The organism is Tenacibaculum sp. MAR_2009_124, from assembly GCF_900105455.1.
GTDB lineage: Bacteria > Bacteroidota > Bacteroidia > Flavobacteriales > Flavobacteriaceae > Polaribacter.
This window is the reverse complement of record NZ_FNSF01000005.1, coordinates 1,150,821-1,176,307: the sequence shown is the minus strand read 5'-3', so window position 1 is coordinate 1,176,307 and position 25,487 is coordinate 1,150,821. Positions and strand designations below refer to the sequence as shown.

Annotated in this window: 20 protein-coding genes; 11 read left to right on the top strand and 9 right to left on the bottom strand. The window is 31.6% G+C overall.

What is annotated here, in order from left to right; genetic code table 11:
• The first annotated feature begins 121 nt into the window (after positions 1-121).
• Together BLW23_RS15980 and BLW23_RS15975 are read left to right on the top strand one after the other, a co-directional pair.
• Positions 122-715 carry a PAS domain-containing protein gene (locus tag BLW23_RS15980; RefSeq protein ID WP_093671863.1) on the top strand — a complete coding sequence of 198 codons (594 nt, stop codon included), beginning with the start codon at positions 122-124 and terminating at the stop codon, positions 713-715.
• A 127-nt stretch (positions 716-842) separates the two neighbouring features.
• Positions 843-1,451, top strand: a complete 609-nt coding sequence (locus BLW23_RS15975) for a PAS domain-containing protein (protein WP_093671611.1) — start codon at positions 843-845, stop codon at positions 1,449-1,451.
• A 195-nt stretch (positions 1,452-1,646) separates the two neighbouring features.
• On the opposite strand, the gene BLW23_RS15970 is transcribed toward BLW23_RS15975, so the two are convergent.
• Entirely contained in the window at positions 1,647-2,804 is a 1,158-nt protein-coding gene (locus BLW23_RS15970; RefSeq protein ID WP_093671609.1) for a Rossmann-fold NAD(P)-binding domain-containing protein, read from the bottom strand.
• A 331-nt stretch (positions 2,805-3,135) separates the two neighbouring features.
• A complete protein-coding gene (gene queG, locus BLW23_RS15965; RefSeq protein ID WP_093671861.1) occupies positions 3,136-4,062 on the bottom strand; it encodes a tRNA epoxyqueuosine(34) reductase QueG in 927 nt (308 codons plus the stop codon).
• Positions 4,063-4,275: 213 nt separating this feature from the next.
• Here queG and BLW23_RS15960 point away from each other — a divergent pair, with 213 nt between their 5' ends.
• Positions 4,276-6,867 (top strand): AsmA family protein, encoded by a 2,592-nt coding sequence (locus tag BLW23_RS15960; protein ID WP_093671607.1) that lies wholly within the window; start codon positions 4,276-4,278, stop codon positions 6,865-6,867.
• A gap of 132 nt (positions 6,868-6,999) precedes the next feature.
• Positions 7,000-9,462, top strand: a complete 2,463-nt coding sequence (locus BLW23_RS15955; protein WP_093671605.1) for a DUF5686 and carboxypeptidase regulatory-like domain-containing protein — start codon at positions 7,000-7,002, stop codon at positions 9,460-9,462.
• 2 nt (positions 9,463-9,464) lie between these two features.
• Here the strand turns inward: BLW23_RS15955 and BLW23_RS15950 are convergent, their stop codons facing one another.
• From BLW23_RS15950 to BLW23_RS15925, 6 genes are all read right to left on the bottom strand, one after another.
• Entirely contained in the window at positions 9,465-12,134 is a 2,670-nt protein-coding gene (locus BLW23_RS15950) for a carboxypeptidase-like regulatory domain-containing protein (protein WP_093671603.1), read from the bottom strand.
• A 4-nt stretch (positions 12,135-12,138) separates the two neighbouring features.
• Positions 12,139-12,882, bottom strand: coding sequence for a GLPGLI family protein (locus BLW23_RS15945; RefSeq protein ID WP_093671601.1), 744 nt, complete (start codon positions 12,880-12,882; stop codon positions 12,139-12,141).
• A 66-nt stretch (positions 12,883-12,948) separates the two neighbouring features.
• Entirely contained in the window at positions 12,949-13,140 is a 192-nt protein-coding gene (locus BLW23_RS15940; RefSeq protein ID WP_093671599.1) for a hypothetical protein, read from the bottom strand.
• 25 nt (positions 13,141-13,165) lie between these two features.
• Entirely contained in the window at positions 13,166-13,378 is a 213-nt protein-coding gene (locus tag BLW23_RS15935; RefSeq protein WP_093671597.1) for a hypothetical protein, read from the bottom strand.
• 405 nt (positions 13,379-13,783) lie between these two features.
• Positions 13,784-14,869 (bottom strand): CNNM domain-containing protein, encoded by a 1,086-nt coding sequence (locus BLW23_RS15930; protein WP_093671595.1) that lies wholly within the window; start codon positions 14,867-14,869, stop codon positions 13,784-13,786.
• Positions 14,870-14,950: 81 nt separating this feature from the next.
• Positions 14,951-15,334 carry an ankyrin repeat domain-containing protein gene (locus BLW23_RS15925; protein WP_093671593.1) on the bottom strand — a complete coding sequence of 128 codons (384 nt, stop codon included), beginning with the start codon at positions 15,332-15,334 and terminating at the stop codon, positions 14,951-14,953.
• Between the two features lie 488 nt (positions 15,335-15,822).
• On the opposite strand from BLW23_RS15925, the gene BLW23_RS15920 reads away from it, so the two are divergent.
• The 7 genes from BLW23_RS15920 (at position 15,823) to BLW23_RS15890 (ending at position 24,308) form a co-directional block, all read left to right on the top strand.
• On the top strand, positions 15,823-16,449 hold the full coding sequence (locus BLW23_RS15920) for a hypothetical protein (RefSeq protein WP_093671591.1): 627 nt from the start codon (positions 15,823-15,825) through the stop codon (positions 16,447-16,449).
• Positions 16,450-16,636: 187 nt separating this feature from the next.
• Positions 16,637-18,958: a GH92 family glycosyl hydrolase gene (locus BLW23_RS15915; protein WP_093671589.1), complete on the top strand. Its 2,322-nt coding sequence runs from the start codon at positions 16,637-16,639 to the stop codon at positions 18,956-18,958.
• Between the two features lie 67 nt (positions 18,959-19,025).
• Positions 19,026-19,787 carry a cyclase family protein gene (locus BLW23_RS15910; protein ID WP_093671587.1) on the top strand — a complete coding sequence of 254 codons (762 nt, stop codon included), beginning with the start codon at positions 19,026-19,028 and terminating at the stop codon, positions 19,785-19,787.
• A 105-nt stretch (positions 19,788-19,892) separates the two neighbouring features.
• Positions 19,893-21,266 carry a DUF1800 domain-containing protein gene (locus BLW23_RS15905; protein ID WP_093671585.1) on the top strand — a complete coding sequence of 458 codons (1,374 nt, stop codon included), beginning with the start codon at positions 19,893-19,895 and terminating at the stop codon, positions 21,264-21,266.
• Between the two features lie 12 nt (positions 21,267-21,278).
• Entirely contained in the window at positions 21,279-22,472 is a 1,194-nt protein-coding gene (locus BLW23_RS15900) for a DUF1501 domain-containing protein (RefSeq protein ID WP_093671583.1), read from the top strand.
• Positions 22,473-22,678: 206 nt separating this feature from the next.
• Entirely contained in the window at positions 22,679-23,515 is an 837-nt protein-coding gene (locus BLW23_RS15895) for a helix-turn-helix domain-containing protein (protein WP_093671581.1), read from the top strand.
• Between the two features lie 247 nt (positions 23,516-23,762).
• Positions 23,763-24,308, top strand: coding sequence for a YbhB/YbcL family Raf kinase inhibitor-like protein (locus tag BLW23_RS15890; protein ID WP_093671579.1), 546 nt, complete (start codon positions 23,763-23,765; stop codon positions 24,306-24,308).
• Positions 24,309-24,346: 38 nt separating this feature from the next.
• Here the strand turns inward: BLW23_RS15890 and BLW23_RS15885 are convergent, their stop codons facing one another.
• Positions 24,347-25,486 carry an ATP-binding protein gene (locus tag BLW23_RS15885; protein ID WP_093671577.1) on the bottom strand — a complete coding sequence of 380 codons (1,140 nt, stop codon included), beginning with the start codon at positions 25,484-25,486 and terminating at the stop codon, positions 24,347-24,349.
• Position 25,487 lies beyond the last annotated feature (1 nt).

The following is a 25,487-nucleotide window of genomic DNA, read 5'->3' as shown; positions in this document are numbered from 1 at the left end:
ATAAGGTTTGTTGCGGAGTAAAAAATTTACAACCTGATAAAAGTCATATTTTATACTGTTTCTTTAAGTGATCTTTGTTATATCATTAACCTAAATAATTTTTAATATGCAAGCCCCCCAGATGATGAGACAGATTATAGACGAAGAAGTGACATGGGATAAAACCCAAACCATTGTTAGTAAAACCGACCTTTACGGTACAATTTTATATGCTAATAACATATTTACACAAGTATGCGAATACAGCGCAATTGAACTAATTGGTGAACCTCATAATATTATTAGGCATCCAGACATGCCTAAAATAGCATTTAAAGTTCTTTGGGACGCCTTAAAAAAAGGCGAAAATTTCCACGCAATTGTTAAAAACCTAACCAGAACAGGAAGATACTATTGGGTAATTACTGATTTCACTATTGACAAAAATGAAAAAGGAGAACCTTGTAGCTATACTGCCAGAAGAAAAGCTGTTCCTGATGGTGTTGTAAAGAAAATTGAACCTATATATAAAACGTTATTAGACATTGAAAAGTTAAAAGGAGAAAAAGCCAGTGAATTATACTTTGATGCCTATTTAAAAGAGGAAATAGGTAAAACTTACAATGAGTTTGTTGTAGACTTATTTGAAGAAGAAAACAAAAAAGAACAATATCAAAAAGATAAAACTAAAAGCACCATTAAAAAAGGACTTAACTGGTTTTTCTTCGGTGATTAACGTTAGATAGAAAACATACCTTAAATACTGCAAAACAAAAACACAGGAGCAACCATTAACAAAAGGGGTTTCTCTTGTGTTTTTTATTTTATCGGCTTATTTTTGCATTCAATTTAAACTTGTAAATATGAATACAAATTTGGCTCCCCGTCCCAAGAAAATTATTGATGAAGAGGTAAAATGGGATACCTCAAGCATTATTATAAGTAAAACGGATTTAAAAGGTACTATTCTTTATATGAATGATACTTTTGAAGAAGCTTCGGAATACCCTAAAGTAGAACTCGTTGGAGAACCTCATAATATTATTAGACATCCAGACATGCCTAAAGTTGTTTTTAAAGTTCTTTGGAAAGCTTTAAAAAATGAAGAAAACTTTCATGCTATTGTCAAAAACCTCTCGAAAACAGGAAGATATTATTGGGTAATAACCGATTTCGAAGTTGAACGCGATCAAAACGGAAAAGCGACAGGATATACAGGAAGAAGAAAATCTATTCCGCAAAGTGTCATTGATAAAATTGAACCTTTATATAAAACACTTCTTAAAATTGAACAAGTAAAAGGAGAAAAAGCAAGCGAACTTTACTTCAATGCTTATTTAGAAGAAGAAATTGGAAAGCCATACAATGAGTTTGTATTAGATTTATTTGATCAACAAAATCTAAACTTTCAAAAACAAACAACAAGAGATACTATTAAAAAAGGATTAACATGGTTTTTCTTTGGTGATTAGATCATTAAACGAAAAAAACACGAGCAACCACTATCAAAAAAATCTTCTCCTTTTTTTGATTTTTAGCAGACATGCGTGCAATCATATCCAACCCCAGAAACCAACAGAAGGACTGAGAAAAAAACATCTCAAAACAACTCAGTCCAACAATAATTTTAACAAACGGATAAAAACACTCATCCAAACACCTCTCTCTTAAAACATAGAGCACGCCATTTTCTCTATTTTCGGGTTCATTAAATTTGCGTATGAAATAGCAGACGCTTTCACATAATTACAAATACTTTCGGGAAACGTACTCCCGTTTATCTCTTTCTGTAAACTATTCATTTCGCAAACGGCTAAATCGGTTGCTGGAACGTCGATACCTATGGCATTAGAAAAATATTTAAAAAAGAGCAATGTGTAAAATGTCTCAAACAATCGTCTGTCTTTACCAGAAATAGCTACTAGCTTTCCTTTATACACATGAGACAGAATTAGTTGCAAATCACCTTCTTTAGAAAGACTACTAATCCTATTGGAAAACCAATCTCTAAGCTTAAAGATACCTCCGCAGTTCATTACTTCTCCTATCAGCACCTGTTCTTTATACAACTTATCAAACATGTTCGTATAGACATCACTTAACATATAAATTTCCTCATAAATCGTACCTCCATTTGAAGCTTTTAACTTTAAGGCATTATCACAAATAGCAGATGCATTAATTGCTGTTACTGGAGAACTTAAAACTGTTTTTATAGGAGAGCCTCCATCAATAAACATCAACGTATTTGTGTTCTTCGAAAATAATTTATTGAAAAAAATCAACATATCATTTTTAGTTTCCACATCATAAAAAGCCAATGGTATATTGAGTTTAAAATCCAAAATCTCAACAAAAACTCCATCTGAACTCAATGTACTCGTTGCAAAAACAGGAGAATACCCGATCATTCCCACATTTAATTCATCATTTGAAAAAGTCCCTAATGACACCCAACTACCGGGAAAAAGAAACAACGGGATACTTCTTTCTCTTAAAATTGACTTTTGATATTCCGTAAAGTCATAAATGCTTTTTTGTTCTGAAAAACTACAACATCTAAGAATAATATCAGAATAAGATACGAGATCGTCTAATGAATCTGTAATTTCAATATTCAGAACATTTTTTTTAGGTAAAACACTTACATTGGTTTTATTCGAAACAATGATTTTTTCTTCCTCCAAAAGTTTTTTGAAATTTCTTTTACTTCTGCTTTTGTGCTGATACCCTAAAACTCTAATATTGGCCTGCTGCAATATACAGGAAACTGAAATACCAACGGCGCCCATTCCAATAACTCCTATTGTTTTTACTTCCTTCATTTATCTATGAAAATAAAAACTAAAAAACAGCGCTATCAACACTATATCTCAGCTTTTATACTTATTAATTTGGTTAATTTACAGCATAGATAAAACGAATCACTCAATAAATCAACTAGTTGATTATCTCAGCTTAAAGAGGTAAAAACTCCTTACAACAATACCCCTGATAAGTGACAAAAACGCAAAACACTAAAAAACAAACCAATAAAATTAAAATCATCCAAAAACTGGTAATGGAAAATCAATCGCATCAGTAGTACACCCTATATTAAATTCAGGGTTTTTACTTATACTAAAAAAGTAAGAAATTGTAATTTAGAACACGATTTTATTCTTGAATAAATTTTATATTTCTTTGAAGTCCAGAAAACTTTGTTCTTTTTACTGCAGACTTCTTAAACACTTTGCTAAAAGTTTCCTGCGTTAACTCTTGCCAATCTCTGGCTTTCATATCAAGTAAGTTTTCATGAGGACTAAATAGCGGTTCAGAATGAGGTTTTGAAAATCGGTTCCAAGGACATACATCCTGGCATACATCACACCCAAACATCCACCCTTCTGTTTTATCCTTAAAGTTGGTTGGAATGGCATCCTTTAGTTCTATTGTCAAATAGGAAATACATTTGCTACCATCAACAGTATTATCAGGTAAAATAGCCTGAGTGGGACAAGCGTCAATGCATCGTGTACATTCACCACAGTGATCTGTTGTAAAAGGATGGTCATAAGTCAATTCTAAATCAATAATTAACTCAGCTAAAAAGAAAAAGGACCCTTGTTGTTTCTGAATTAATAATGAATGTTTTCCATTCCATCCCAGTCCCGATTTTTCAGCCCATGCTCTTTCAAGCACAGGTGCAGAATCAACAAAACAACGCCCGGACACCTCTCCTATTTCATCATTAATCAATTGTAATAATTCTTTCAGCTTGTCCTTAATTACGTGATGATAATCTTGACCGTAAGCATATTTTGAAATTTTATATTCTTCCGCCTTCTGAGTCTTTTCTGGGAAGTAGTTATATGATAAGGATATAACTGATTTGGCTCCATCGACTAATAATGTAGGATCTAATCGTTTATCAAAATGATTTTCCATGTACTGCATTTTTCCATGGTAACCATTCTCTAACCATGTTTCCAATCGAGGAGCTTCTCTTTCTAAAAATTCTGCTTTGGCAATACCACAAGCCAAAAAACCTAAACGTTTTGCCTGTTCCTTTATAAACCCGCTGTATTCTTCTTTGGTAATAATTGCCAATGATTATAATTTTTGCAAAATTATCAAAACTTTTATTTTTATAGTTTTCTTATTCTTTTCTTAACAAATAAATGTTGACCTTTGTTCGTTAGTATCTGTATATGAACTATTTCTTGTATGAAATATTCGAAAAAAATTATTAATTCAACGACTTTTTTTTTATCAAACATTATAAAAGTCAATTCTTTACTTTAAAATTTTAAACCTGTGAAAAAGCTCTATAAAATTATCCTAGGCGCTATTGTATTTCTTTTTTTACTGCTATTAACAGCACCTTTATTATTTAAGGATAAGATTGTATCATTAATAAAAGATACCGCCAATGAAAACTTAAACGCAAAAGTAGATTTCTCTGATGTAAATTTAAGCTTTTTACGCAACTTTCCGAATGCTTCAATCAGCCTAACAGATGTTTCTATTATTAACTTTAAACCATTCGAAGGTGATACCCTATTATATGCGAAAGAGGTTAATGGAACTTTAAAACTCACGGATCTCTTCAATGAAAAAAAGAGTATTAAATCTTTTTCTATAGATAATGCCAAAGTAAACGTTTTAACGAATAAAGATGGTATTGCCAATTACCAAATTACAAAAACCGATTCGGAAGCAAAGCCAGCAGAAACAAAAGAAACAGAGCCATCGTCATTCACCTTATCTATTGAAAGCTATAGTATTTCTGATTCGAATATAAATTACGAAGATAAAAAAGGTAACATTCATTTACTTTTGACTGATTTTAATCACAGTGGAAGTGGAGATTTCTCGCAATCAAATAGCGAATTGAAAACAAAGACGAACACCACCGTATCTTTTGATATGGAAGACACCAACTATGTAAAAGAACAAAAAATTTCACTAGATGCTGTTTTAGGAATGGATCTTGTGAACAACAAATTTTCATTCTTAAAAAATGAAGCCAAATTAAACAACCTTCCTTTAGTATTTGATGGATATGTAAAGTTGAACGAAAATAACCAAGAAGTTTCGGTTCATTTTAAAACCCCATCTTCCGACTTTAAAAACTTCTTAGGCTTAATTCCAGAAGTTTATGCTAAGAATATATCTAATGTAAAAACATCTGGAAACTTTAGTGTTGCAGGACATATAGAAGGAATCGTTGACGATAAAAACATTCCAAAACTCGATATTACTTTGAAGGCTGAAAACGCGTCTTTTAAATATCCTGACTTGCCAAAAAGTGTGCGTAATATTAATATTAGCTCTCAGTTGAAAAATACTACCGGAAAAGTCCAAAATACTTTTGTAACAATTGACAATTTATCATTTAAAATTGATGAAGATGTTTTTTCTGGAAATGGTAGTCTTCACAACTTAACTACCAATCCTTTGGTTAATGCAAACTTAAAAGGAACCTTAAACCTTGCTAATATTAACAAAGCTTATCCTGTTAGTTTAGAAAATGAATTAAGCGGTATTCTTAAAGCAAATCTTAATACAAGATTCGATGTAAACGCCATTAAAAAGAATATTGTAAGTCGTATTAAAAATAATGGAACTGTTGAAATTCGTGACTTTATTTATTCATCAAAAGATATTGTAAATCCTATAGAAATCAAGAATTCTCTTGTGAAGTTTACACCAAAAACTGTTTCCTTAAATGAATTTCAAGCCAGTACTGGTAAAAGTGATTTAAACGCCACTGGACGAATCAATAACCTTCTTGGCTTCTTATTATCTGATAAAAAACTAAAAGGAACATTTAATGTTACCTCTAATAGTTTTTATGTAAGTGATTTCATGGAAAAAAACGAAGGTATTTCTTCTGATAAAAGCCCCGAAGAAAAGGACGGCACCAAATCAAGCGAAGGTTCTTTAAAAATTCCAGATTTTTTAGACTGTAAAATCAACGCTGATGCCCAAAAAGTATACTATGATAACTTAACACTTTCAAATGTAAAAGGCACCCTTTGGTTAAAAGACCAAAAAGCAACCTTGCAAAATATGAAGGCAGGAATTTTCAATGGGCAAATCTCTTTAAATGGTGAAGTAAATACGCAAAAAGAACAACCTACTTTTGCTATGAAATTAGGTGTTGACTCTTTTGATATTTCGCAATCATTTAATACTATGGACTTGCTACAATCGTTAAGTCCAATAGCAGGAGCTATGGATGGCAAGCTAAACTCAGATATTAATTTGTCAGGAAGTTTAAATGATGATTTCACACCAAACTTAGGGACAGTTTCTGGAAAAGCATTAGCCCAATTATTAACAACAAAGATCGATCCTAAAAAAACCAAAGCACTTAGTTTATTAGACAGTAAACTGTCTTTTATAGATTTAACAAAACTCGATTTATCAGACATTAAAACACATTTATCTTTTAAAGATGGTAAAGTGCAAGTTGCTCCGTTTAAATTAAACTACAAAGACATTGGAATTAATATTGGAGGTAGCCATGGGTTTGATCAAAGTATGAATTATAATGTTACCTTAGATGTTCCAGCTAAATATCTAGGCAGTGAGGTTTCAGGGCTTTTATCTAAATTAAGCCCAAAAGATCAAAATATTACCGTACCAGTTACGGCCACCATTAGCGGAAACATGAAATCACCAAGTGTTCAAACAGATTTAGCTTCTTCTGCCTCAAAATTAAGTCAAAAATTAATTCAGCAACAAAAAAATGACTTAGTGAACAATACGCTTGGTAATTTATTAGGCGGCAATAAAAAAGATTCAACGAAGACAGGAAAAGATGCAAAAGGAGATGCTGTGGATAAGGTAAAAGATGTACTTGGCGGACTTTTTGGTAAAAAGAAGAAAAAGAAAAATTAGTCAGGCAACCTTTCTCATTAAATGAATGTCTTTATTTTAAGATTTCTTTGTAACAAACTTAACATTTTGTAGTCATATTGCTGATTTCATATAAGTTAAGTTTGTCACAAAACTAATTTCAAACCGTTCATAATGAGAAAAATAATTACGTTTATTCTATTAACTTCTTTTTTTTCGAGCTTTGCTCAATTAAAAGGAAAAGTATCAGATAAAAATGGCTCTCCATTACCCTTCGTGAGTGTTTATTTAGATGGAAGTATTACTGGAACTACTACAAATAACAGTGGAGACTATTTCCTCCAAATTAAAAAACCAGGAGACTATATAGTCGTTTTCCAATTCTTAGGATACAAAACTCAGAAAAAGAAAATTAGTTTTAACAAATCTGCTAATGTAGATATTACCTTACTTGAAGAACAAGTGTCTTTAAGTGAAGTACACATAGATTCTAAAGAGAATCCTGCTAACAGAATTATTCGTAATGCCATTGCAAACAAGGATAAGAACACTGACAAACTAGGAAAGTATACTGCTAATTTTTACTCAAGAGGACTTTTCAAAATAAAAAATGCTCCTGAAAAATTCCTCGGTGAAGAAATTGGAGATCTAGGAGGAGGTTTGGACTCTACAAGAAGTGGTGTTTTTTACCTATCGGAAACCATATCAAAAATTAAATATCAAAAAAAACCAAAAAGATTTGAGGAACGAATTATTGCTTCAAAAGTTGCAGGCCAGGACAATGGAATTAGCTTCAATCGGGCAGACGAAGTAAACTTTGATCTTTATAAAAACTCTTTCGATTTAGCAGATGCCGAGATGGTTTCTCCTATTGCCAATGGCGCTTTTGGATATTACAATTACAAATTGGCAGGAACCATATACGATGACAATGGAAAACTTATAAGTAAAATACAACTCATTCCTAAACGAAAAAACGATCGTGTTTTTTCAGGGCATATTTATATCGTTGAAGATGATTGGGCAGTTTACGGAACAGATGTAACTGTTTCTGGTACCCAGGTTGGAATTCCATTTGTTAAAGAATTAAAAATTAAACAGAATTACAATTATGTAAAAGAGTCAAATGCTTGGGCTATTGTGACACAAACCATAGACTTTGAAGCAGGAATCCTTGGTTTTAATTTTGAAGGACGTTTTTCTGCTGCCTATTCAAATTACAATTTCACTCCAAATTTTAAGACCTCATCCTTTACCAACGAAGTATTGTCTTTTGCTGAGAATGCCACCAAAAAAGACTCTGTATATTGGAATACTATCCGACCAATGCCTTTAACAAAAGAAGAAGTGTCTGACTATAAATTAAAAGACAGTATTAAAGTACTCAGAAAGTCTAAAAAATATCTTGATTCCGTTGATCATAAACAAAACAAATTCGGGTTATTAGATATTCTTACAGGCTATACTTACCAAGACACTTATAATAAATGGTCTCTTTCCTTTTCATCACCTATCGAAAAACTAGGTTTTAACACTGTTCAAGGTTGGAATTCTAGCATTGGTGTCGATTACACCAAAAGATATAACGACAAAGGGAAACGCCTAAATATAGGATTAGACGCGAATTATGGATTTTCAGATGAAAGACTGCGACCATCGGGGCACTTATCGTATAAATGGAACAACAAAACCTATCCAATTTTATCCGTATCTGGAGGAGTTACTACTGCACAATTCAATGCTAAAAATCCGATATCGCCATTTTGGAATACTATTAGTTCTATTTTCTATGAAAGAAACTATATGAAAATCTATGAAAAGACTTTTGCTAAGGTTTCTTTTGCTAGGGAAGCGGTGAATGGAATTCGTGTGTTTTCAAGCCTCGAATATGCCAGAAGAAATCCATTATTCAATACCACAAATTATGTAATGTTCCCTGAAGATGATGTGGAATACACCTCAAATAACCCACAGGAACCAGCCAATTTCAACAGTTCTTTTACATCACATAATATGTGGACAATGAATCTTGGAGCATCAATTCGTTTTGGACAAAAATACTTGTCATATCCTGATAGTAAAATTAATATTCCTAACTCAAAATATCCTTCTTTATATGTTGGGTATCGAAAAAACTTTGGCTCTGGTAATAATCAATGGGGTTCTGACGTTGTATTTTCCGAATTAAATCAAAGTATTAGCCTCGGAAACTTAGGACGTTTAAGCTATAAAGTCAAAGGAGGTGTTTTCTTAGAAAAGAAAGATATTCCGTTTATGGATTATGCACATTTTAATGGAAACAGATTAACAATAGCTCCTAATGACAATTATCTTGATGGTTTCTTTTCACTCCCTTTCTATGATTTAAGCACCAACGATCGTTATGGAGAATTCCATGTGGAACAAAATTTCAAAGGAGCCGTTTTAAGTAGAATTCCTTTAATAAACGAATTAAACTTTCATTTAGTGGCTGGAGCGAAAGGGTTATTCACAGGAGGAAATAGACCCTATTCTGAATTTTCTATTGGACTAGATAATGTTGGTTTTGGGAAATGGCGTTTTCTAAGAGTTGATTTTGTAAGATCGAACTTCAATGGTGTTACAGAAAACAGATTTTTAATTGGGTTTAAGTTGTAAAATTACAATTTATATCCTACGCTCAACAATACAACCCTAGGCATTATAAATGTTCTAGTATCAGAAATAAAATAGTCTGAGAATTGATTACTCTGCTTAAATGTCTCGTTTAATATGTTTTGGGCAGTAATTTTAAAATTCCATGGGCTATCTTCTTTTTGATAAAACAATGAAGCATTGGCTATACTGTAGTTATTCTGCTGTCCTAATGTTTTATTTTTATAATCGTAGTAATTATAATTTCCTTTTAAGGTAAAATCTTTTAAAAAAGTATACTCTAAATCAACAAAAGGCTCGTTTGTTATAAATTTTGAATTTGTAATTCCTGACCTATAATCCCCGATACTTTGTTTATACCCGAATTCAATCCTTGGGAGTTTATCGAATAATGTTTCAGCACTTAATGTATACGAGTAATTCTTATTTACATTATTTGTAAATGCATTATTTACCTGTTGAATAAACGTTGAGTTTCTATAACTCCCTTCAACTTTATAGCGCATCTTTTTAATTTTCTTACGAAGACTTCCACGTAACCCCCAATTTTCATCTGGATTATCAAATAGATTCACACTCACGAAGCGATTAACCCCATCAAAATCAACGGTACTTCTAAAACCCTTTACTTTTTTAGTATAGTTTGCACTTGCATGTAGCATGAGTCCACGATACAAACTAAATCTGCTATAAAAAAGTCTAGCCGAATGAAATAGTTCATTTTCTAAGTTTTCATTTCCCTTAAAAACAGAATTATACGACTGTAAATAAAATCTATTCGCCAACTTAGAAATATCTGAGAAATTTGTTTTTAAATTGTAATTAAATTTCAGTTTTTTCGACTTGTTAAACTCGATATTTACGAATACATCTGGTAATACGACCCATTTATTCTTGCGGACTAAAGAATTCGATTGTGTAACTTCCCAATTATAATTATGCAAGAAAACACCTTGTTTAAAAGTAAATATTCCCGTTCTGAATTTATAATGGACTCCAGCAAAAAAATCATTAAACTTTAAAACTGTATTATTATTGAAGCCTCCAGAAGTGAAATTATTAACGCTTGAGTCATCCAATATCTGCGAATCATTACTTATAAACTTTTCTTGTTGATGTGTATTTCCCAGTGTTGTATAAATATGATTATTTCTATTCAACACCCAAAAATCCTTAAAGACGGTATATAAATAATGTTGTTTTTTTTCTTTTATTTGCTGTAATCGAAGTTGATTTTGATTGACATCTACAGGATTTATAATTGTTTGAATCGTCTGAGCAAACGATTGTGATGCATCCCACATTGTGGTAGGGTTATTACTATCAAAAATATAATTGGCAACAGCAGAAAAGGTATGCTTCTTCGATTGTTTTTTATGCCATTCTATATTTTGATTTACATTCCAAGCTCCAAGTGACCTATCGCTAAATATTGAATTTACCTGACTATCAATTGAAGATAAAATGCTACTAGTTCCATAACGTGTACTTCTTTTTACCTGACTTCTGACATAAAATTGTTCGTTATTGTTCGGAGCATATTCCAAGTTTAATTTTCCAATACCTAAAACATCTTTCACATTACCTTGTGCCTCTTTATTTTCAGTAAATTCCGTGTAATTATTTAATGTTTCTTGAAAACTTCTTGTATTATTATGAGAAAAAATGGCGTACCCTGAAATATCTAATTTATCAGAAGTAGTTTTAGTAATATTAATAGCTCCAAAACGCTGACCACTTCCTAAAACATCTTTATTTTGCAAAAATTGAGAAAAATCACCACCTCTCCAATTAAAGTTCTCACTAAACGCCGCATTTACACCACCCTGAAAATTCAAATAATCTTTAAATGTAAAGGTCTTTTCTCCAATATTATTAAGGTTTCCAATAAAATTGACATTGGTTTTTGGAGTATAGTAAAATAAGTTTGCATTGCTTTTATAATAATCTTCATTTCCTTTCCCTGCTTCAATATCACCAAAAACAAAACGTTTTTTATCTTCTTTCAATTGAATATTCATTGCCATATCTTCCGAATCGGTCAAGTCTTTTAAAAAAGCAACCTCATTATAATTATCAATTACTTCAACTTTATCAACAGCATCAGCAGGAATATTTTCAACGCCTAACTTAGTACCTCCTCCAAAAAACTTTTTACCATCAACCAGTAAGGTGGTTACTTTTTTACCTTGTACAGTTACCTCTCCATCCTTATTCACCTCAACACCAGGCAATTTCTTTAAAACATTTTTTAGTTTTCGTTCATTCCCATTTACAAATTTATCGGCATTGTAGATAATGGTGTCTCTTTTCACTATTACGGGTAACTCTATCGTCACCTCGTCTAACTGATTTTTAGCTTCAAAAAGCACAATATCCTTAGTAACATTTTCAGTTGGGGTAAGCTCAAAATTTTCAGTTTCAAACCCCATCATACTAGCAGTTATAGTATATTGACTGTTCTTCTTAAGTACCAAACTATACCTTCCATTTTCATCACTAATAGCGAAAGTCATATTCTGGTCAATACTAACAGGCTTCGCTATAAGATTTACATAAGATAAAGGCTCATTTAAAGAATCTTTAACCTTACCTTTGAATACAATATTTTGCGCTAAAGAAATAGAAATACCCTGAATAAACAATATTAGAAGAAAAAAACAAACTCTTTTCATTAAACTATTTAGATATTAAATTTTGCCTAGCCTCTTTAGCTATTCTTAAAAAATCCTTCTCAGAAATTTTCTTTCCTTCATTAGGCTTCTCAATCTTAAACTTCGCTTCCTTATTTAACTCTATTTTTTTTGAAAAATAAACGATGTTACCAATTCTAGCCTCCATCACAAGTCCTGGAAACCCATAAAATTCCAATGGGCCAAAAGAAAGTGGTATCTCAGGAGCATACCATACAGTTTGTTTTACTGATGTTTTTCCTTTTCGACTTTCATAAACGAAATCTCTTTCAGCTTTATAACACAGATACTTACCAATTCTCTTTTGTTCATTTCTAAAACTCCAATTGGAAATATCTTGAGTTTTTTCAATTAAGAATATTTCTCCCATAAAATTTTTCTCCTCAATTATTCTCTTATCCTTAAGAGAAGTATAATACGAGCTTTTAGATTTGAAAACGATTTTCGCCATATTGAACAAAGTCTCCTTTTTAAAATCCATCCCCATTGGCTCTAACAACTTATAAAATGATTCCTTCCCAGAAAACCTTAATTCCAACTCAAAATCACCCCCAATCTCTTCAATTGCTTTCATAAAACGAGACTCACTTTTTTTCGCATCATTTATCTTTTCTTTTTCCAGTTTATCAGAATTATCTATAAACACTCCATATGTTATTTTACCTGAATTCTGTGAATATATAATAGAAACGGTAAATAAAAACAAAAACATAAAACCTGTTTTTCTCATAATTAATTTTTTAAATGGTTTAACCTATCATTAAATTGATAGGTTAAACCTGGTTAATAAATCTTCTTAATGTTGCATACTCCAGCAAACGGCATAAGCACCGTTCATGTATTCAGTAGCTTCTTCATCACTAAAAGAGCTCCCTCTATGCTCTTCAGCAAATTCTAATGCTCTTATTGCAGTATCAAGGCAATCTCCGTCTTCAACATAGCCACTCCAACCCAAAGTAACTATAAATAATGTATAAAATAATTTCATAATAATATTTTTCTAATAATAACTTTTACCAGTACCAAGGAAATGTTTCACACATTGCTATTGAGACGTTAAGAAATTCTGCCGCATCAATATCACTCATCATATGACCTAACTTATTTTCTGCATCTTCTAAACTAGAAATGGCATTATCTACACAATCACCCCCTAACACCGAATTTTCCGCATTTACTGCCGAAATAGAAAACAACATAAAAGCTGCTATATATATTTTTTTCATTTTGTAAATTTTTAAATTTTAATTAGTAATACTAATCCATAAAATTTATGGATACACTTTCATAAATCATTCCAAAAAGATGATTTATATATAATTCAAAATTAAAAAAGGAAATGTGCGCAATTTTTCATGATCATCCCCTTCTTTTTCTAGCTAGATATTTTAACGAAAAATGATCAATTCTCCATTAAAACGTTTCAAACTTAAAAAAAAAAACGAAATACAAAAATACTTTTCAAGTTTCCAATGAGTAATCTTTGCTTTTTTTGCAAACATTAAATTTTACACCTCTATAAATCAACTTTTTAGTGTAACGCTATTTTAGGACGGGACAACTTTTAAATAAAAAAACAGATCAAATTAATTTGATCTGTTTTTTTTTATATTAAAAAGCTAAGTGAATTTTTATTCATCATCTTTTTCAATTATTCCTAAACGTTTTGCTCTTTCTTCCCAGTTCTTTCGTGCAAAACTTTGTAAATCGGCAACATTATCACTTTCATCCATAATTTCAAAACCAAGTAAAGTTTCAATTACATCTTCCTGAGTTACCAATCCACTTACAGCTCCAAACTCATCAACTACCAAAGCCAAGTGCTCTCTTTGTTCAATTAATTTTTCAAATAAATCTGGAATTGATAAATCTCTTTTCGCTACAATAATATCTCTTTTAATACTTTTTAAAGTTTCCGCTCCTTTTTTATTAATTAACGACAGTAACAACTGATCTTTCAAAAAATACCCCGTAATATTATCTGTTTTATCGGCATAAACTGGAATTCTCGAAAATCGTAACGGTTGATTCTCATCGAAAAATTCTTGAATTGTTTGATTCTCATTGGCCGACTTCAACACAGTTCTTGGTGTCATAATGTGCTTTGCCTGAACTTCTTTAAATCCAATCATATTACGAATCACCTTACTTTCATTTTCTTTAAAAACACCTTCTTGCTCGGCTATGTCAGTCATTGCAGTAAAATCTTCTCTACTCAACACACTTTCTCCATGAGCTCCTTTTCCTCCTATAAGCTTTGTTGTTAATTGTAACAACCATAAAATACCCGTCCAACGTAGAGGGAAAATTAAAATTTTTAAAGCTTTCGCCGTAAAATTTGCCAAGCCTTTCCAATAGGTAGCCCCAATCGTTTTTGGAATTATTTCAGAAACAACCAAAATTAAAATAGTCATAATTGTAGAAACAATCCCAACCATATTAACTCCTAAAATTTCAAGTTTATAAGGTAGTTGTTCTGCTTGCACACCAACTAAAATAGCCCCTACTGTATGAGCAATAGTATTTACAGTTAAAATAGCTATTAACGGTTTATCTACATCTTTCTTTAACGCTTCTAATTCGCTAGCATATGCTTTTCCTTCCTTTTTTTTAACATTAACAAAAGTAGGTGTTACACTAAGCAAAACTGCTTCTAATATAGAACACAGGAAAGAGAAAAGAATGGATACTGTTGCGTAAATAAGTAATAAAGTCATTATTTAGTTTTTAAGACAAAAATAAACAAAAAAGGCTATCTCGAAAGACAGCCTCATAATCAATATAATAGTTTAAGGTTTCTATTTTTTATCCATAGCCTCTTTTAAAACAGTATATGCATCATTAGCCTTTGACATTTTTGCGTATTCTAAAGCTGTATATCCCTTTGAAGACTTTATATTTAATTTCGCTCCGTTTTCTATTAATAGTTTTAAAATTTCTACTTTATTATAGCGAGCTGCATACATTGCAGGCGTTAGCCCTAAGGACTTTCTATTGATATTGGTTCCGTTATTAATAAAAGCTTTTACCGTTTCATAATTTCCTGATCTAATCATTTTACAAAAAGTACTTAAACCTTCATATTCAATACGAGTAGATTCTATAACTTCTTTACTATTTGAAGCGCTTACTGATGTTAATGATAATAAGATAACGAATGATGCTAAAACAAATTTTTTCATGGTATTCTTTTTTAGTTTATGTTGTTGCTTATAAGACTGGCTATTTTTTAAAATGTTTCACCCAAACCATCTTATTAACAATTATTTAGCATTTACTTAAAAGAGTCATTCTTCTGTCAAAATTTTAATTTCTCATCATTTTTTAATATTTTAACAATCAATTGTTTAAATAAATAGATAATGAGTAATAATTTGGCTTATTCATTAGGGAATATTCCTGTAATTTTCCCAAAAAGAACGTTCCTATTGTGGGTGAATTTTTGCAACTTTTTAAGAAAAAAGGCAAAAATTAGGTTGAATCGAACCCATTACGAACATGAGCACTAATTTTCAAAAAACCAACTCTACTACTAGGTCAATAACTACACTTCATTTAACACTAAAAAACAACCATATAAATGATTTATGATTCCTAACAATCTTAATTACAAATATGTGATCAATGCAAAAAATTTAAATAACGATTAATTAAAAACAAAAGTCAAAAAATGAATGTATTAGCAACCCAAATACCTTGGTGCTGGATAATTCCAATAATTGTTGGGATTTTATGTGCGATCTTAGGATACCTTCTCGGAAGATTATTCGGAAATAAGAACTCGAACAACAAAGACGAAGACTCCCATGATGCTATAGCAAAATTAGAGGCTGATTTAGAAGCCTGTAAGAAACAAAAATCTGTTTTAAAAGCAGACTTACAAGAATGTTACAAGGTTAAATTGGATTTAGAAAAAGGATTATCTAGTGAAGACTCTTCAATAAATGCTAACCTGGGTGCCGCCGCTTTTTCAGGAGGTAGCGTTTCAAGTGATGTTGCATTCGATGCTGCCGCAGCAAAAGCAATATTCGGAAAAAAAATAAAACATAATGACCTAAAAATCATTGAAGGTATTGGCCCTAAAATTGAAGGACTATTTCACAACTTTGATATCAAAACTTGGAAAGATTTATCCAATACTTCTATAGAAAAATGCCAAGAAGTATTGAACAGTGGCGGCGACCGTTATAGAATACACAAACCAGGAACATGGCCTGAACAAGCTAAATTTGCCTATGAAGGTAAATGGAAAGAGCTTCAAGAATGGCAAGATAAATTAAATGGAGGAAAGGCTTAATTGGTCCTTACTATTTCGTTAAAACAAAAGAAAACCTTGTTAAGCAAGGTTTTCTTTTGTTTAAAAATCAACTGAATAAAGAAAATTGTTAACCCTCCCTTTCTTTTTACTCATAAATTATTTCTAATCTCATTTTCTGTGCTATTTTTACCTTTTTATCAATATAAACCTTCTTTTATTACTAAATATGAAAAATCTGAAATTAACTCTACTACTAGGTACATTCGTTATTTTGTCATTCTCCTGTAAACAAAAGACAGAAGAGAGCTCCCTTGAGAAAAAAACAACTACGGACTTAACAAAATATGTTAACCCTTTAATTGGCACTAGTAAAATGGGGCATGTATTTCCAGGCTCAACCGCTCCTTTCGGGATGGTTCAGTTAAGCCCTCAAACGAACTTTCAGGTAATGTTTAAGGATGATGGGAGTTATAATAAAGAAACTTATGAATATTGTGCTGGATACCAACATAAAGACAGTACAATTATTGGTTTTGCTCATACTAATTTTAGCGGGACTGGACATGCTGATCTAGGTGATTTTTTAGTAATGCCAACCACAGGAAAACTTGTATTAGATCCTTTAAAAACAAAAGATGATTCAAAAGGTTTTTATTCAAACTTTTCTCATGATACGGAAAAAGCTTCCCCTGGATATTATCAAGTAAATCTTGACAGCTACGATATTAAAGCAGAATTAACAGCAAGTGAACGTGTTGGTTTTCACCAATATACTTTTCCTAAATCAGAGGATGCTCATATTATTCTTGATTTAGTATATAATGTATATCATCACGACAACAAAAATGTATGGACATTTATTCGTGTTGAAAATGACAGCTTGATAACTGGATACAGACAAACAAAAGGTTGGGCAAGAACGAAAAAAATATTCTTTGCAATGGAGTTCTCTAAACCTTTTAAAAGCTATGGACATAAGAAATACAACAAAGAAACTTATGATGGTTTTTATAGACGTTTTAAACAAAACGAAAACTTTCCTGAAATGGCAGGTAAAGACATAAGAGTCTATTTTAATTTCGACACAAACGAAAATGAAAAAATCAAAGTGAAGTTCGCTTTATCTCCTGTTAGTACAAATGGTGCTTTAAACAATTTAAAAACCGAAGTTCCTCATTGGGATTTTGATACTACCAAAGAAGAAACTCAAAAGAAGTGGAATAGAGAACTTAATAAAATTCAGGTTAAAACAATTTCTGAAGACGATAAAACTACTTTTTACACAGCTTTATACCACACCAGCCTATCTCCTATTTTATATGAAGATGTTGATGGAAAATATAGAGGATTAGATCAAAACATCTATACCTCAAAAGACTTCACAAATTATACTATTTTTTCTCTTTGGGATACCTATAGAGCTCTTCACCCTTTATATAATATCATTCAACCAAGCAGAAATAACGACATGGTTAAATCTATGCTTGCACATCATGATGAAAGTGTACACAATATGCTACCAATATGGAGTCATTATGCAAATGAAAATTGGTGTATGATTGGATATCATGCTACTTCAGTAATTGCTGATGCCATGGCGAAAAACGTTGGTAATTTCGATATTAACCACGCCCTAAAGGCTTCAAGAAACACAGCTACTGTAAGGTATTTTGATGGTATAGGTGAGTATATTGATTACAAATATGTACCAGACGACAAGAGTCATTCAGCTGTTTCTAAAACATTAGAATATGCCTATAATGATTGGTGTATTGCTCAAATCGCTAAAAAAACAGGAAATAAAGAAGCAGAGAAAGAATATTTAGAAAGATCAGAATATTATAATAATGTTTACGATCCTTCTATCGGTTTTATGCGTCCAAAATTATCTAATGGAAATTTTAGAGAGAATTTTGACCCAATGGACACACATGGTCAAGGTTTTATTGAAGGAAACGCTTGGAATTACGGATTATATGTTCCTCAGAATATTGATCATATGGTTGAAATGATGGGTGGAAAAGATAAATTCAGTAAACAATTGGATGAACTATTTACTATGGAAATTGACGATAAATATATTGCGCATCATGAAGATATTACTCGTGATGGTATTATTGGAAATTACGTGCATGGAAATGAACCTGGCCACCATATTCCTTATTTATACAATTGGACCAACAATCCAGAAAAAACTCAAAAAAGAGTTCGTATGATTATGGACACCATGTACGCGCCTACGGTTGAAGGTCTTTGTGGTAATGACGATGCTGGACAAATGAGCGCCTGGTATATTTTTAGCAGTTTAGGTTTTTATCCTGTAACTCCTGGATCTCCTAATTACGCAATCGGTAGTCCAAACATTAAAGAAGCAACTATTAACTTAGAAAATGGAAAAACACTGAAAATAATTGCTAACAACCAAAGTAAAGAAAATGTGTATGTAAAAAGCGTTACGGTTAATGGAAAGAAACTAGAAGGTTTACTACTCTCACATCAAGATATTGCCAATGGCGGTGAAATTGTATTTGAAATGACCAATAAATAAAACACAAACCCTCACTGCAAAGTGGGGGTTTTTATTTTACTTTTGTTTCTAAACTAAATTCCTTCTCATGAAAATTATCGATTTATCGAAACCTATACAGTATAACAAACAGGATCCTTGGTTTATGAAGGTTAAAATCAAACACAAACCTCATCATAAAGCAAAATGGCTGATCAGAATATTGGGACTTCCTTTCAAACTATTTCCTAAAAATTTTACTGGCTGGGCCGATGATACCATACAGAAAATGGGAGTACATTCTACTACTCATATCGATGCTCCTTGGCATTATTCACCAACTACAAATGGAGAGAAATCGAAAACCATTGATGAAATCCCTTTAGACTGGTGTTATGGAGATGGAATTGTGATAGACATGAAACATAAAGTTGACTTCGACCCTATTACCGTAGAAGATATCGAACAATTTTTGAAGGATAATGAACTCTCTTTAAAACCAAACATGATTGTTCTAATAAAAACGGGCCGCGATAAATTTAACGGTACCAAAGACTTTCCTAAAATAGGAACAGGAATGAGCGCCAAAGCAACTGAATGGTTAATTGACAAAGAAATCAAAGTAATGGGAATTGATTCTTGGGGCTGGGATTTACCACTTCCTTACCTCATTCAAAAAGCGAAAGAAACCAATAATGCTGAATTATTTTGGGAAGCTCATTTGGTTGGAAAAGATAAAGAGTACTGTCATATGGAACAATTAGTAAATCTTGACGCATTACCTTTAACTGGTTTCAAAGTAGCCGTATTTCCGTTAAAAATAGTAGGTGCTTCTGCCGCACCAGCCAGAGTAGTTGCCATGTTAGAATAAACATTATACCAATTACCAATTACCAATTAAAATTACCATAAAAGGTTTACTAAAAGATTATCGTACTGTTATTAAACTTTTTGTCAAAAACTATGTCTTATACATATGGAAGTAAAAGACATACAGCATTTATACAACAGAATTGGTTTTGGGATTACTCCGAAACAACTCCATAACATCAAGGATTTATCTAAAAGACAAATCCTTGATACTCTTTTTCTGGCTTCTTCTAAATACACCCCTTTAAAAATAGACACTTCTTTTCTTAGAGGTATTACACGAGATGATGTGAAAAGCAAATCTCGTAGATCAGAATTAGTAAAAATAAGTCGTAAAAAAATCAGGGAATTCAATCATGCATGGCTTGAAAGACTTTGTTATCCAAATGAGTTATTAAGAGAAAAAATGACACTCTTTTGGGCAAATCATTTTGTATGTCAAGACAAAAACATTCTTTTCGCTGAGCAATATAACAATACACTTCGGGAACACGCACTTGGAAATTTTAGAACTTTTGTAAAAGCTATTTCAAAGGAGCCTACAATGTTGAAGTATTTGAATAATAAACAAAATAGAAAGAAAAGTCCTAACGAAAACTTTGCCCGAGAACTCATGGAACTATTTACTCTTGGCCAAGGGAATTATTCAGAAAAAGACATCAAAGAAAGCGCCAGAGCTTTTACCGGATATAATCACAAATTTTCTGGTGAATTTATTCTGAGAAGAAGACAACACGATTATGGGGAGAAAACTTTCTTTGGAAAAACTGGCAATTTCAATGGAGACGATATCATCGACATTATTTTAGATCAAAAACAATGTGCTTTGTTTATTTGCAAAAAAATTTACAAATACTTTGTCAATGAAACGATAAACTCAAAACATGTTGAGGAAATGGCAAACGCCTTTTATCCAAGTTATGATATTCAAGAATTAATGCGTCATGTTCTAAATTCAGATTGGTTTTATCATACAGTAAACATTGGGATTAAAATTAAATCCCCTATCGAGTTGCTTATTGGGTTACATACAACTATTCCGTTTGTGCTTGAAAAACAAAAACAAGAATTATTAATTCAACGATTGCTTGGACAACTACTACTTTTTCCTCCAAATGTTGCGGGATGGAAAACAGGAAAAGCATGGATTGATAGCAATACCATTGTAACACGACTTCGTTTACCTTCGGTACTACTAAATAATGCTGAAATAAGTTATTCAGATAAAGGCCATTTAAAAGACGACGCTAACAACCTAGCGAAAAGAAGGTTGAGAAGAAAAGCTTTTATCAAAACAAAAACTGACTGGAATACATTCAATAAGAATTACCCAACAAACAATAAGCAGGAATTAATACATCAACTAATTACAAGTCCGATAAACAACGGAACTTTGGAATTTCTTGAAAGAAGCAAACACGTTTCAAAAAGAGATTTCTGTATCCAATTATTATCACTTCCTGAGTACCAACTTTGTTAAAAAATTATGAGCATGAACAGACGAGATTTTATAAAAAAAACACCTATCGCCACTGGTGGATTATTCTTTATTCCTCAATTCATTCAGGCTTTTAGTCAAAACGCTACAAAGCTTTTTAACCATAAAAAACTAGTAATCATTCAATTGAAAGGTGGCAATGATGGCTTAAATACAGTTGTTCCTTTTAGAAATGATATCTACTATCAAAAACGGCAAAATATCGCCATTTCCAAATCGGGGCTCCTAAAGTTAAACGATGAAATTGGCTTGCATTCAAAACTAACTCCATTAAAGAAATTATATGATCAGGGCTATTTAAGTATTATAAATAATGTAGGGTATCCAAATCCAAATCGATCACATTTCAGATCTACTGATATATGGCAAACTGCAAGCAATAGCAATGAATATCTTCAAAGCGGTTGGATAGGCCGCTTTCTTGATGCAACCAATTCTCAACCTTTCAATGCAATTGAGGTAGACGAAAGTTTATCGTTAATGCTTAAAGGAAATGAACAAAATGGTTTGGCTATTACCAATCCTAAACTCTTTTACCAATCATTAAAACAACCTTTTTTCTCAGATGTTTTGCAAAGTTATGATGATACGCATCTTAATGAACACAATCTTGGTTATTTATATAACACTATGATTAATGCTACATCATCGGCTAAATATATCTATGAAAAAAGCAATGCTAAATCTTCCAGTAAAACCTATCCTCAAAATGTTTTTGGAAAACAATTAAAAACCATTGCTGATTTTATTAACTCAGGCTTAGATACCCAGGTATATTATGCAGCGTTAACTGGTTTTGACACCCATGTGAATCAAGTCAACAAACAATCCCGCTTGCTTGAAACTTATGCAGAAAGTATCTCCTGTTTTATTAATGATTTAATGGATCAAAACACTTTTGAAGACACTCTTATTTTAACATTCTCAGAATTTGGAAGAAGGGTACAACAAAACGCAGCAAATGGCACCGACCATGGAGCCGCAAACAATGTTTTTGTTATTGGCGAAAATTTAAAACAATCTGGAATCTATAACGAGCTTTCAAAACTTGATGACTTAGACAATAATGGCGACCTTAAATACACAATAGATTTTAGGGAAGTTTATGCTACTATCTTAGATAAATGGCTTGGGGTTGACGACCAAAAAATCCTAAATAAATCCTTTTCTAAACTTTCGTTTATCTAAAGTAATCTAAATTCGACGCAAGAAGGAAGTGAATTTACTTGCAAATAAAGCAATGGTTTTATATCCAACTCACGTTAAAGTAATTTATACTATATTCACGCTTAATCTTGGTGTCATATCGTTCTTAACTTCTTTATGAATGCGAATGAGAGCTTGTTTAAACTTCGGATATTGACTACATTCGCTATAGACTTTCTGCTTTTATAATGACTACAATTTCGCTACCTAAAGAATTAAATATTGAATCCTCTGAGGTTTCACTATACAATTATAAGAGTACTCAAGAAATTTCTAAACAGCAAATTCAACTAACACAGAATACTTTTAGCTTTTTAATAGAAGGAAACAAGGAGGTTATCTCTAGCAACAACACAGTTTCAATTGATAATTCCAGCTTCTTATTAATGAATTCGGGGTATTGTTTAATGACTGAGAAGCTCTCGAATACTCAAAAAAAATATCAAAGTATCCTTCTCTTTTTTTCTGATGATGTTATTTTAAATTTCATTAGAAAATATGATTTAAAAAATATTAAAAACAACGATCAAAAATTGATCCATTCCTTTCAAAAAGATCTGTTTCTAAAGAACTACATTCAAGGTTTGCAATATACTTTAACGCTACCTTCAAAAACGCAACAACATCTTACTATTCTAAAATTTGAAGAACTTATGTTGTATTTAGTAGAAACTTATGGAACCAGTTTTTTATCTTCAATTATTAAAAATGGCAATCACAAAAGCAATGATTTCTTAAACACTGTAGAAACAAATAAGCACAAGAAATTAACTTTAGCCGAACTTGCTTTTTTATCAAATATGAGTATTTCAACTTTTAAACGAGAGTTTGAAAAACACTTTCAAGAATCGCCTATAAAATGGTTTCAAGAAAAACGATTTGAATACGCTGCTTTCTTACTTAAAAACGAACAAAAAAGAGCCTCCGAAATTTACCATGAAATAGGCTATGAAAGTCTATCGAGCTTCGTACAAGCCTTTAAAATTAGGTTTGGACAAACACCCAAGCAATTTCAATCAAATTGAGCTTTCTCCAATACTTTTTGAACTAATTCACATCCTTTTTATTTTGAATTCCAATTAACTTTGTACTGTCATTAAGAGGAAACTATATCTTTCAATTAAGACGATAAGAAAAAAGCTTTATTTAAATAAAATAACTTAAAATTCAATGAAACCGACATGTTCAAAATAATTATTAACACACAACGAAATGATTATTTTTTACATCAAAGGTTGCATGCCACGATTGAGAAACAATAAATATAAACACATGAAACAATTAACACTTATTCTATTGCTTGCTACGGCCTCTTTAGTAGGACAAAACACCTTTACACTTACAAGTTCAGATTTAGGGGGACAAGTGACTAAAAACCAAGAATTCAGTGGTTTTGGATGCTCTGGAAACAATGAATCTCCTCAACTATCTTGGAAAAATGCACCTATGGAAACTAAAAGTTTCGCAATTACCATGTACGACCCAGATGCTCCGACAGGAAGTGGATGGTGGCATTGGCTTGTTTTTGACATTCCTACGAGCATAAATTCTATTCCTAACAATGCTGGAAATATAAATTTAAACCTACTACCTAAAGAAGTAATTCAAAGTATTACGGACTATGGCACTCAAGGCTATGGAGGTCCTTGTCCTCCTGAAGGCCATGGTTTCCATCAATATATTATTACTGTATATGCATTGAATAAAGAAACTTTAAAACTCAATGCAAAAACAAATCCAGCGGTTGTAGGATATTATTTAAATAGTAGTACTCTTGCCAAAGCAAGTATTGTAGCTTATTATAAGCGAGATAAATAAACAAAAACAAGCGTCGATAAAACTATGTTATTGGCGCTTTATTTATATTTCACTTTCCTTAATACTCGTAAAACTTCCTTAAATTCTATATAGGTTTTTTTATCCTCCAAACTTCGTATATACTTTTTTGCTTTTTTCAAATTTTCTTCTGCCTCTAAAAATCCATTCAGATAGCAAATTAAATATGAAGTAGGTAACTTAAGTACATCTTCATGTTCTGATACTGATAGCGGTATTTCCTTTTCAATTTTTGAAATTATCGCATTGTTATTATTATAAATATGATACAACACTTTTTTATTGAATTTCGGTGACTCAAATAAAAACTCAGTAGCTATATCATGAATTCCATTTTCTTTAAAATGAATAACTGTTTTCTCTAGGGGATAGTGTTTATGTTCTTTGTCAATTCCAAGCAAAATGTATTCCGTTATAATAAAAGAGTTTTCATTATATGAAATTTTCACATCGTCTAAATTCGAATAAAACAGACGTACTTGCTCATTAATCAACTCAATATCGACTCTTGAATAATATTCTTCACCATTAAATTTTGATTTCTTCCCGGCCCAACACAAAACGAATTGCTCACTAAAAACTTTGTATTGCGGATTGTATTCCTTTTTATGTCTATTGAAAAAATCAAAAACTCCATTCAAAGTAAGTTCTATATTATTTCCTGCATGTTTTTCAATAGCGCGAACAATGGGTTTATTTGTGTTTTTGAGAATGAAATTTCCCTCGAAAGGAATAGAATTACTTCCTATTCTGTAAAATATGGTTTTTTTGGGGTATTTCCATGCTGTTTTGGAGAGAGAAGTAATCTCTTTATTTGGATAAATAGTTACGAGTCCAACGACTTTATAACGAGGTAATCTTGGAAAATGAACATTTTCATAACTGATTTTTGGAGGATTTATTAGATAGGCATTTACTAAGTTCTGAATTTTACTATCATCAAAAAAATCTACTCCAACAATTTTGTTTTCCTCATCTTCAACCCCAATAACAATGTAAGAATTGTTGTCTGGGTTTGAATTGGATAAGGCACAAACATGCTTTATAAATTTCGCCTTGCTTTCTCTTGATTGAAGCGATAATTTTTGCTTTTTATCGTAAAAGCTATTCTCATCATTCTTAGAAAGCAAACTCTTTATTAAAAGCCGTTTATTAATCATT

Coding starts and splice junctions, on each gene's coding strand:
- BLW23_RS15980 (WP_093671863.1), top strand. CDS start 122: ATGATGAGACAGATTATAGACGAAGAAGTGACATGGGATAAAACCCAA.
- BLW23_RS15975 (WP_093671611.1), top strand. CDS start 843: ATGAATACAAATTTGGCTCCCCGTCCCAAGAAAATTATTGATGAAGAG.
- BLW23_RS15970 (WP_093671609.1), bottom strand. CDS start 2,804: ATGAAGGAAGTAAAAACAATAGGAGTTATTGGAATGGGCGCCGTTGGT.
- BLW23_RS15955 (WP_093671605.1), top strand. CDS start 7,000: ATGAGAAAAATAATTACGTTTATTCTATTAACTTCTTTTTTTTCGAGC.
- BLW23_RS15950 (WP_093671603.1), bottom strand. CDS start 12,134: ATGAAAAGAGTTTGTTTTTTTCTTCTAATATTGTTTATTCAGGGTATT.
- BLW23_RS15945 (WP_093671601.1), bottom strand. CDS start 12,882: ATGAGAAAAACAGGTTTTATGTTTTTGTTTTTATTTACCGTTTCTATT.
- BLW23_RS15940 (WP_093671599.1), bottom strand. CDS start 13,140: ATGAAATTATTTTATACATTATTTATAGTTACTTTGGGTTGGAGTGGC.
- BLW23_RS15935 (WP_093671597.1), bottom strand. CDS start 13,378: ATGAAAAAAATATATATAGCAGCTTTTATGTTGTTTTCTATTTCGGCA.
- BLW23_RS15930 (WP_093671595.1), bottom strand. CDS start 14,869: ATGACTTTATTACTTATTTACGCAACAGTATCCATTCTTTTCTCTTTC.
- BLW23_RS15925 (WP_093671593.1), bottom strand. CDS start 15,334: ATGAAAAAATTTGTTTTAGCATCATTCGTTATCTTATTATCATTAACA.
- BLW23_RS15920 (WP_093671591.1), top strand. CDS start 15,823: ATGAATGTATTAGCAACCCAAATACCTTGGTGCTGGATAATTCCAATA.
- BLW23_RS15915 (WP_093671589.1), top strand. CDS start 16,637: ATGAAAAATCTGAAATTAACTCTACTACTAGGTACATTCGTTATTTTG.
- BLW23_RS15910 (WP_093671587.1), top strand. CDS start 19,026: ATGAAAATTATCGATTTATCGAAACCTATACAGTATAACAAACAGGAT.
- BLW23_RS15905 (WP_093671585.1), top strand. CDS start 19,893: ATGGAAGTAAAAGACATACAGCATTTATACAACAGAATTGGTTTTGGG.
- BLW23_RS15900 (WP_093671583.1), top strand. CDS start 21,279: ATGAACAGACGAGATTTTATAAAAAAAACACCTATCGCCACTGGTGGA.
- BLW23_RS15895 (WP_093671581.1), top strand. CDS start 22,679: ATGACTACAATTTCGCTACCTAAAGAATTAAATATTGAATCCTCTGAG.
- BLW23_RS15890 (WP_093671579.1), top strand. CDS start 23,763: ATGAAACAATTAACACTTATTCTATTGCTTGCTACGGCCTCTTTAGTA.
- BLW23_RS15885 (WP_093671577.1), bottom strand. CDS start 25,486: ATGATTAATAAACGGCTTTTAATAAAGAGTTTGCTTTCTAAGAATGAT.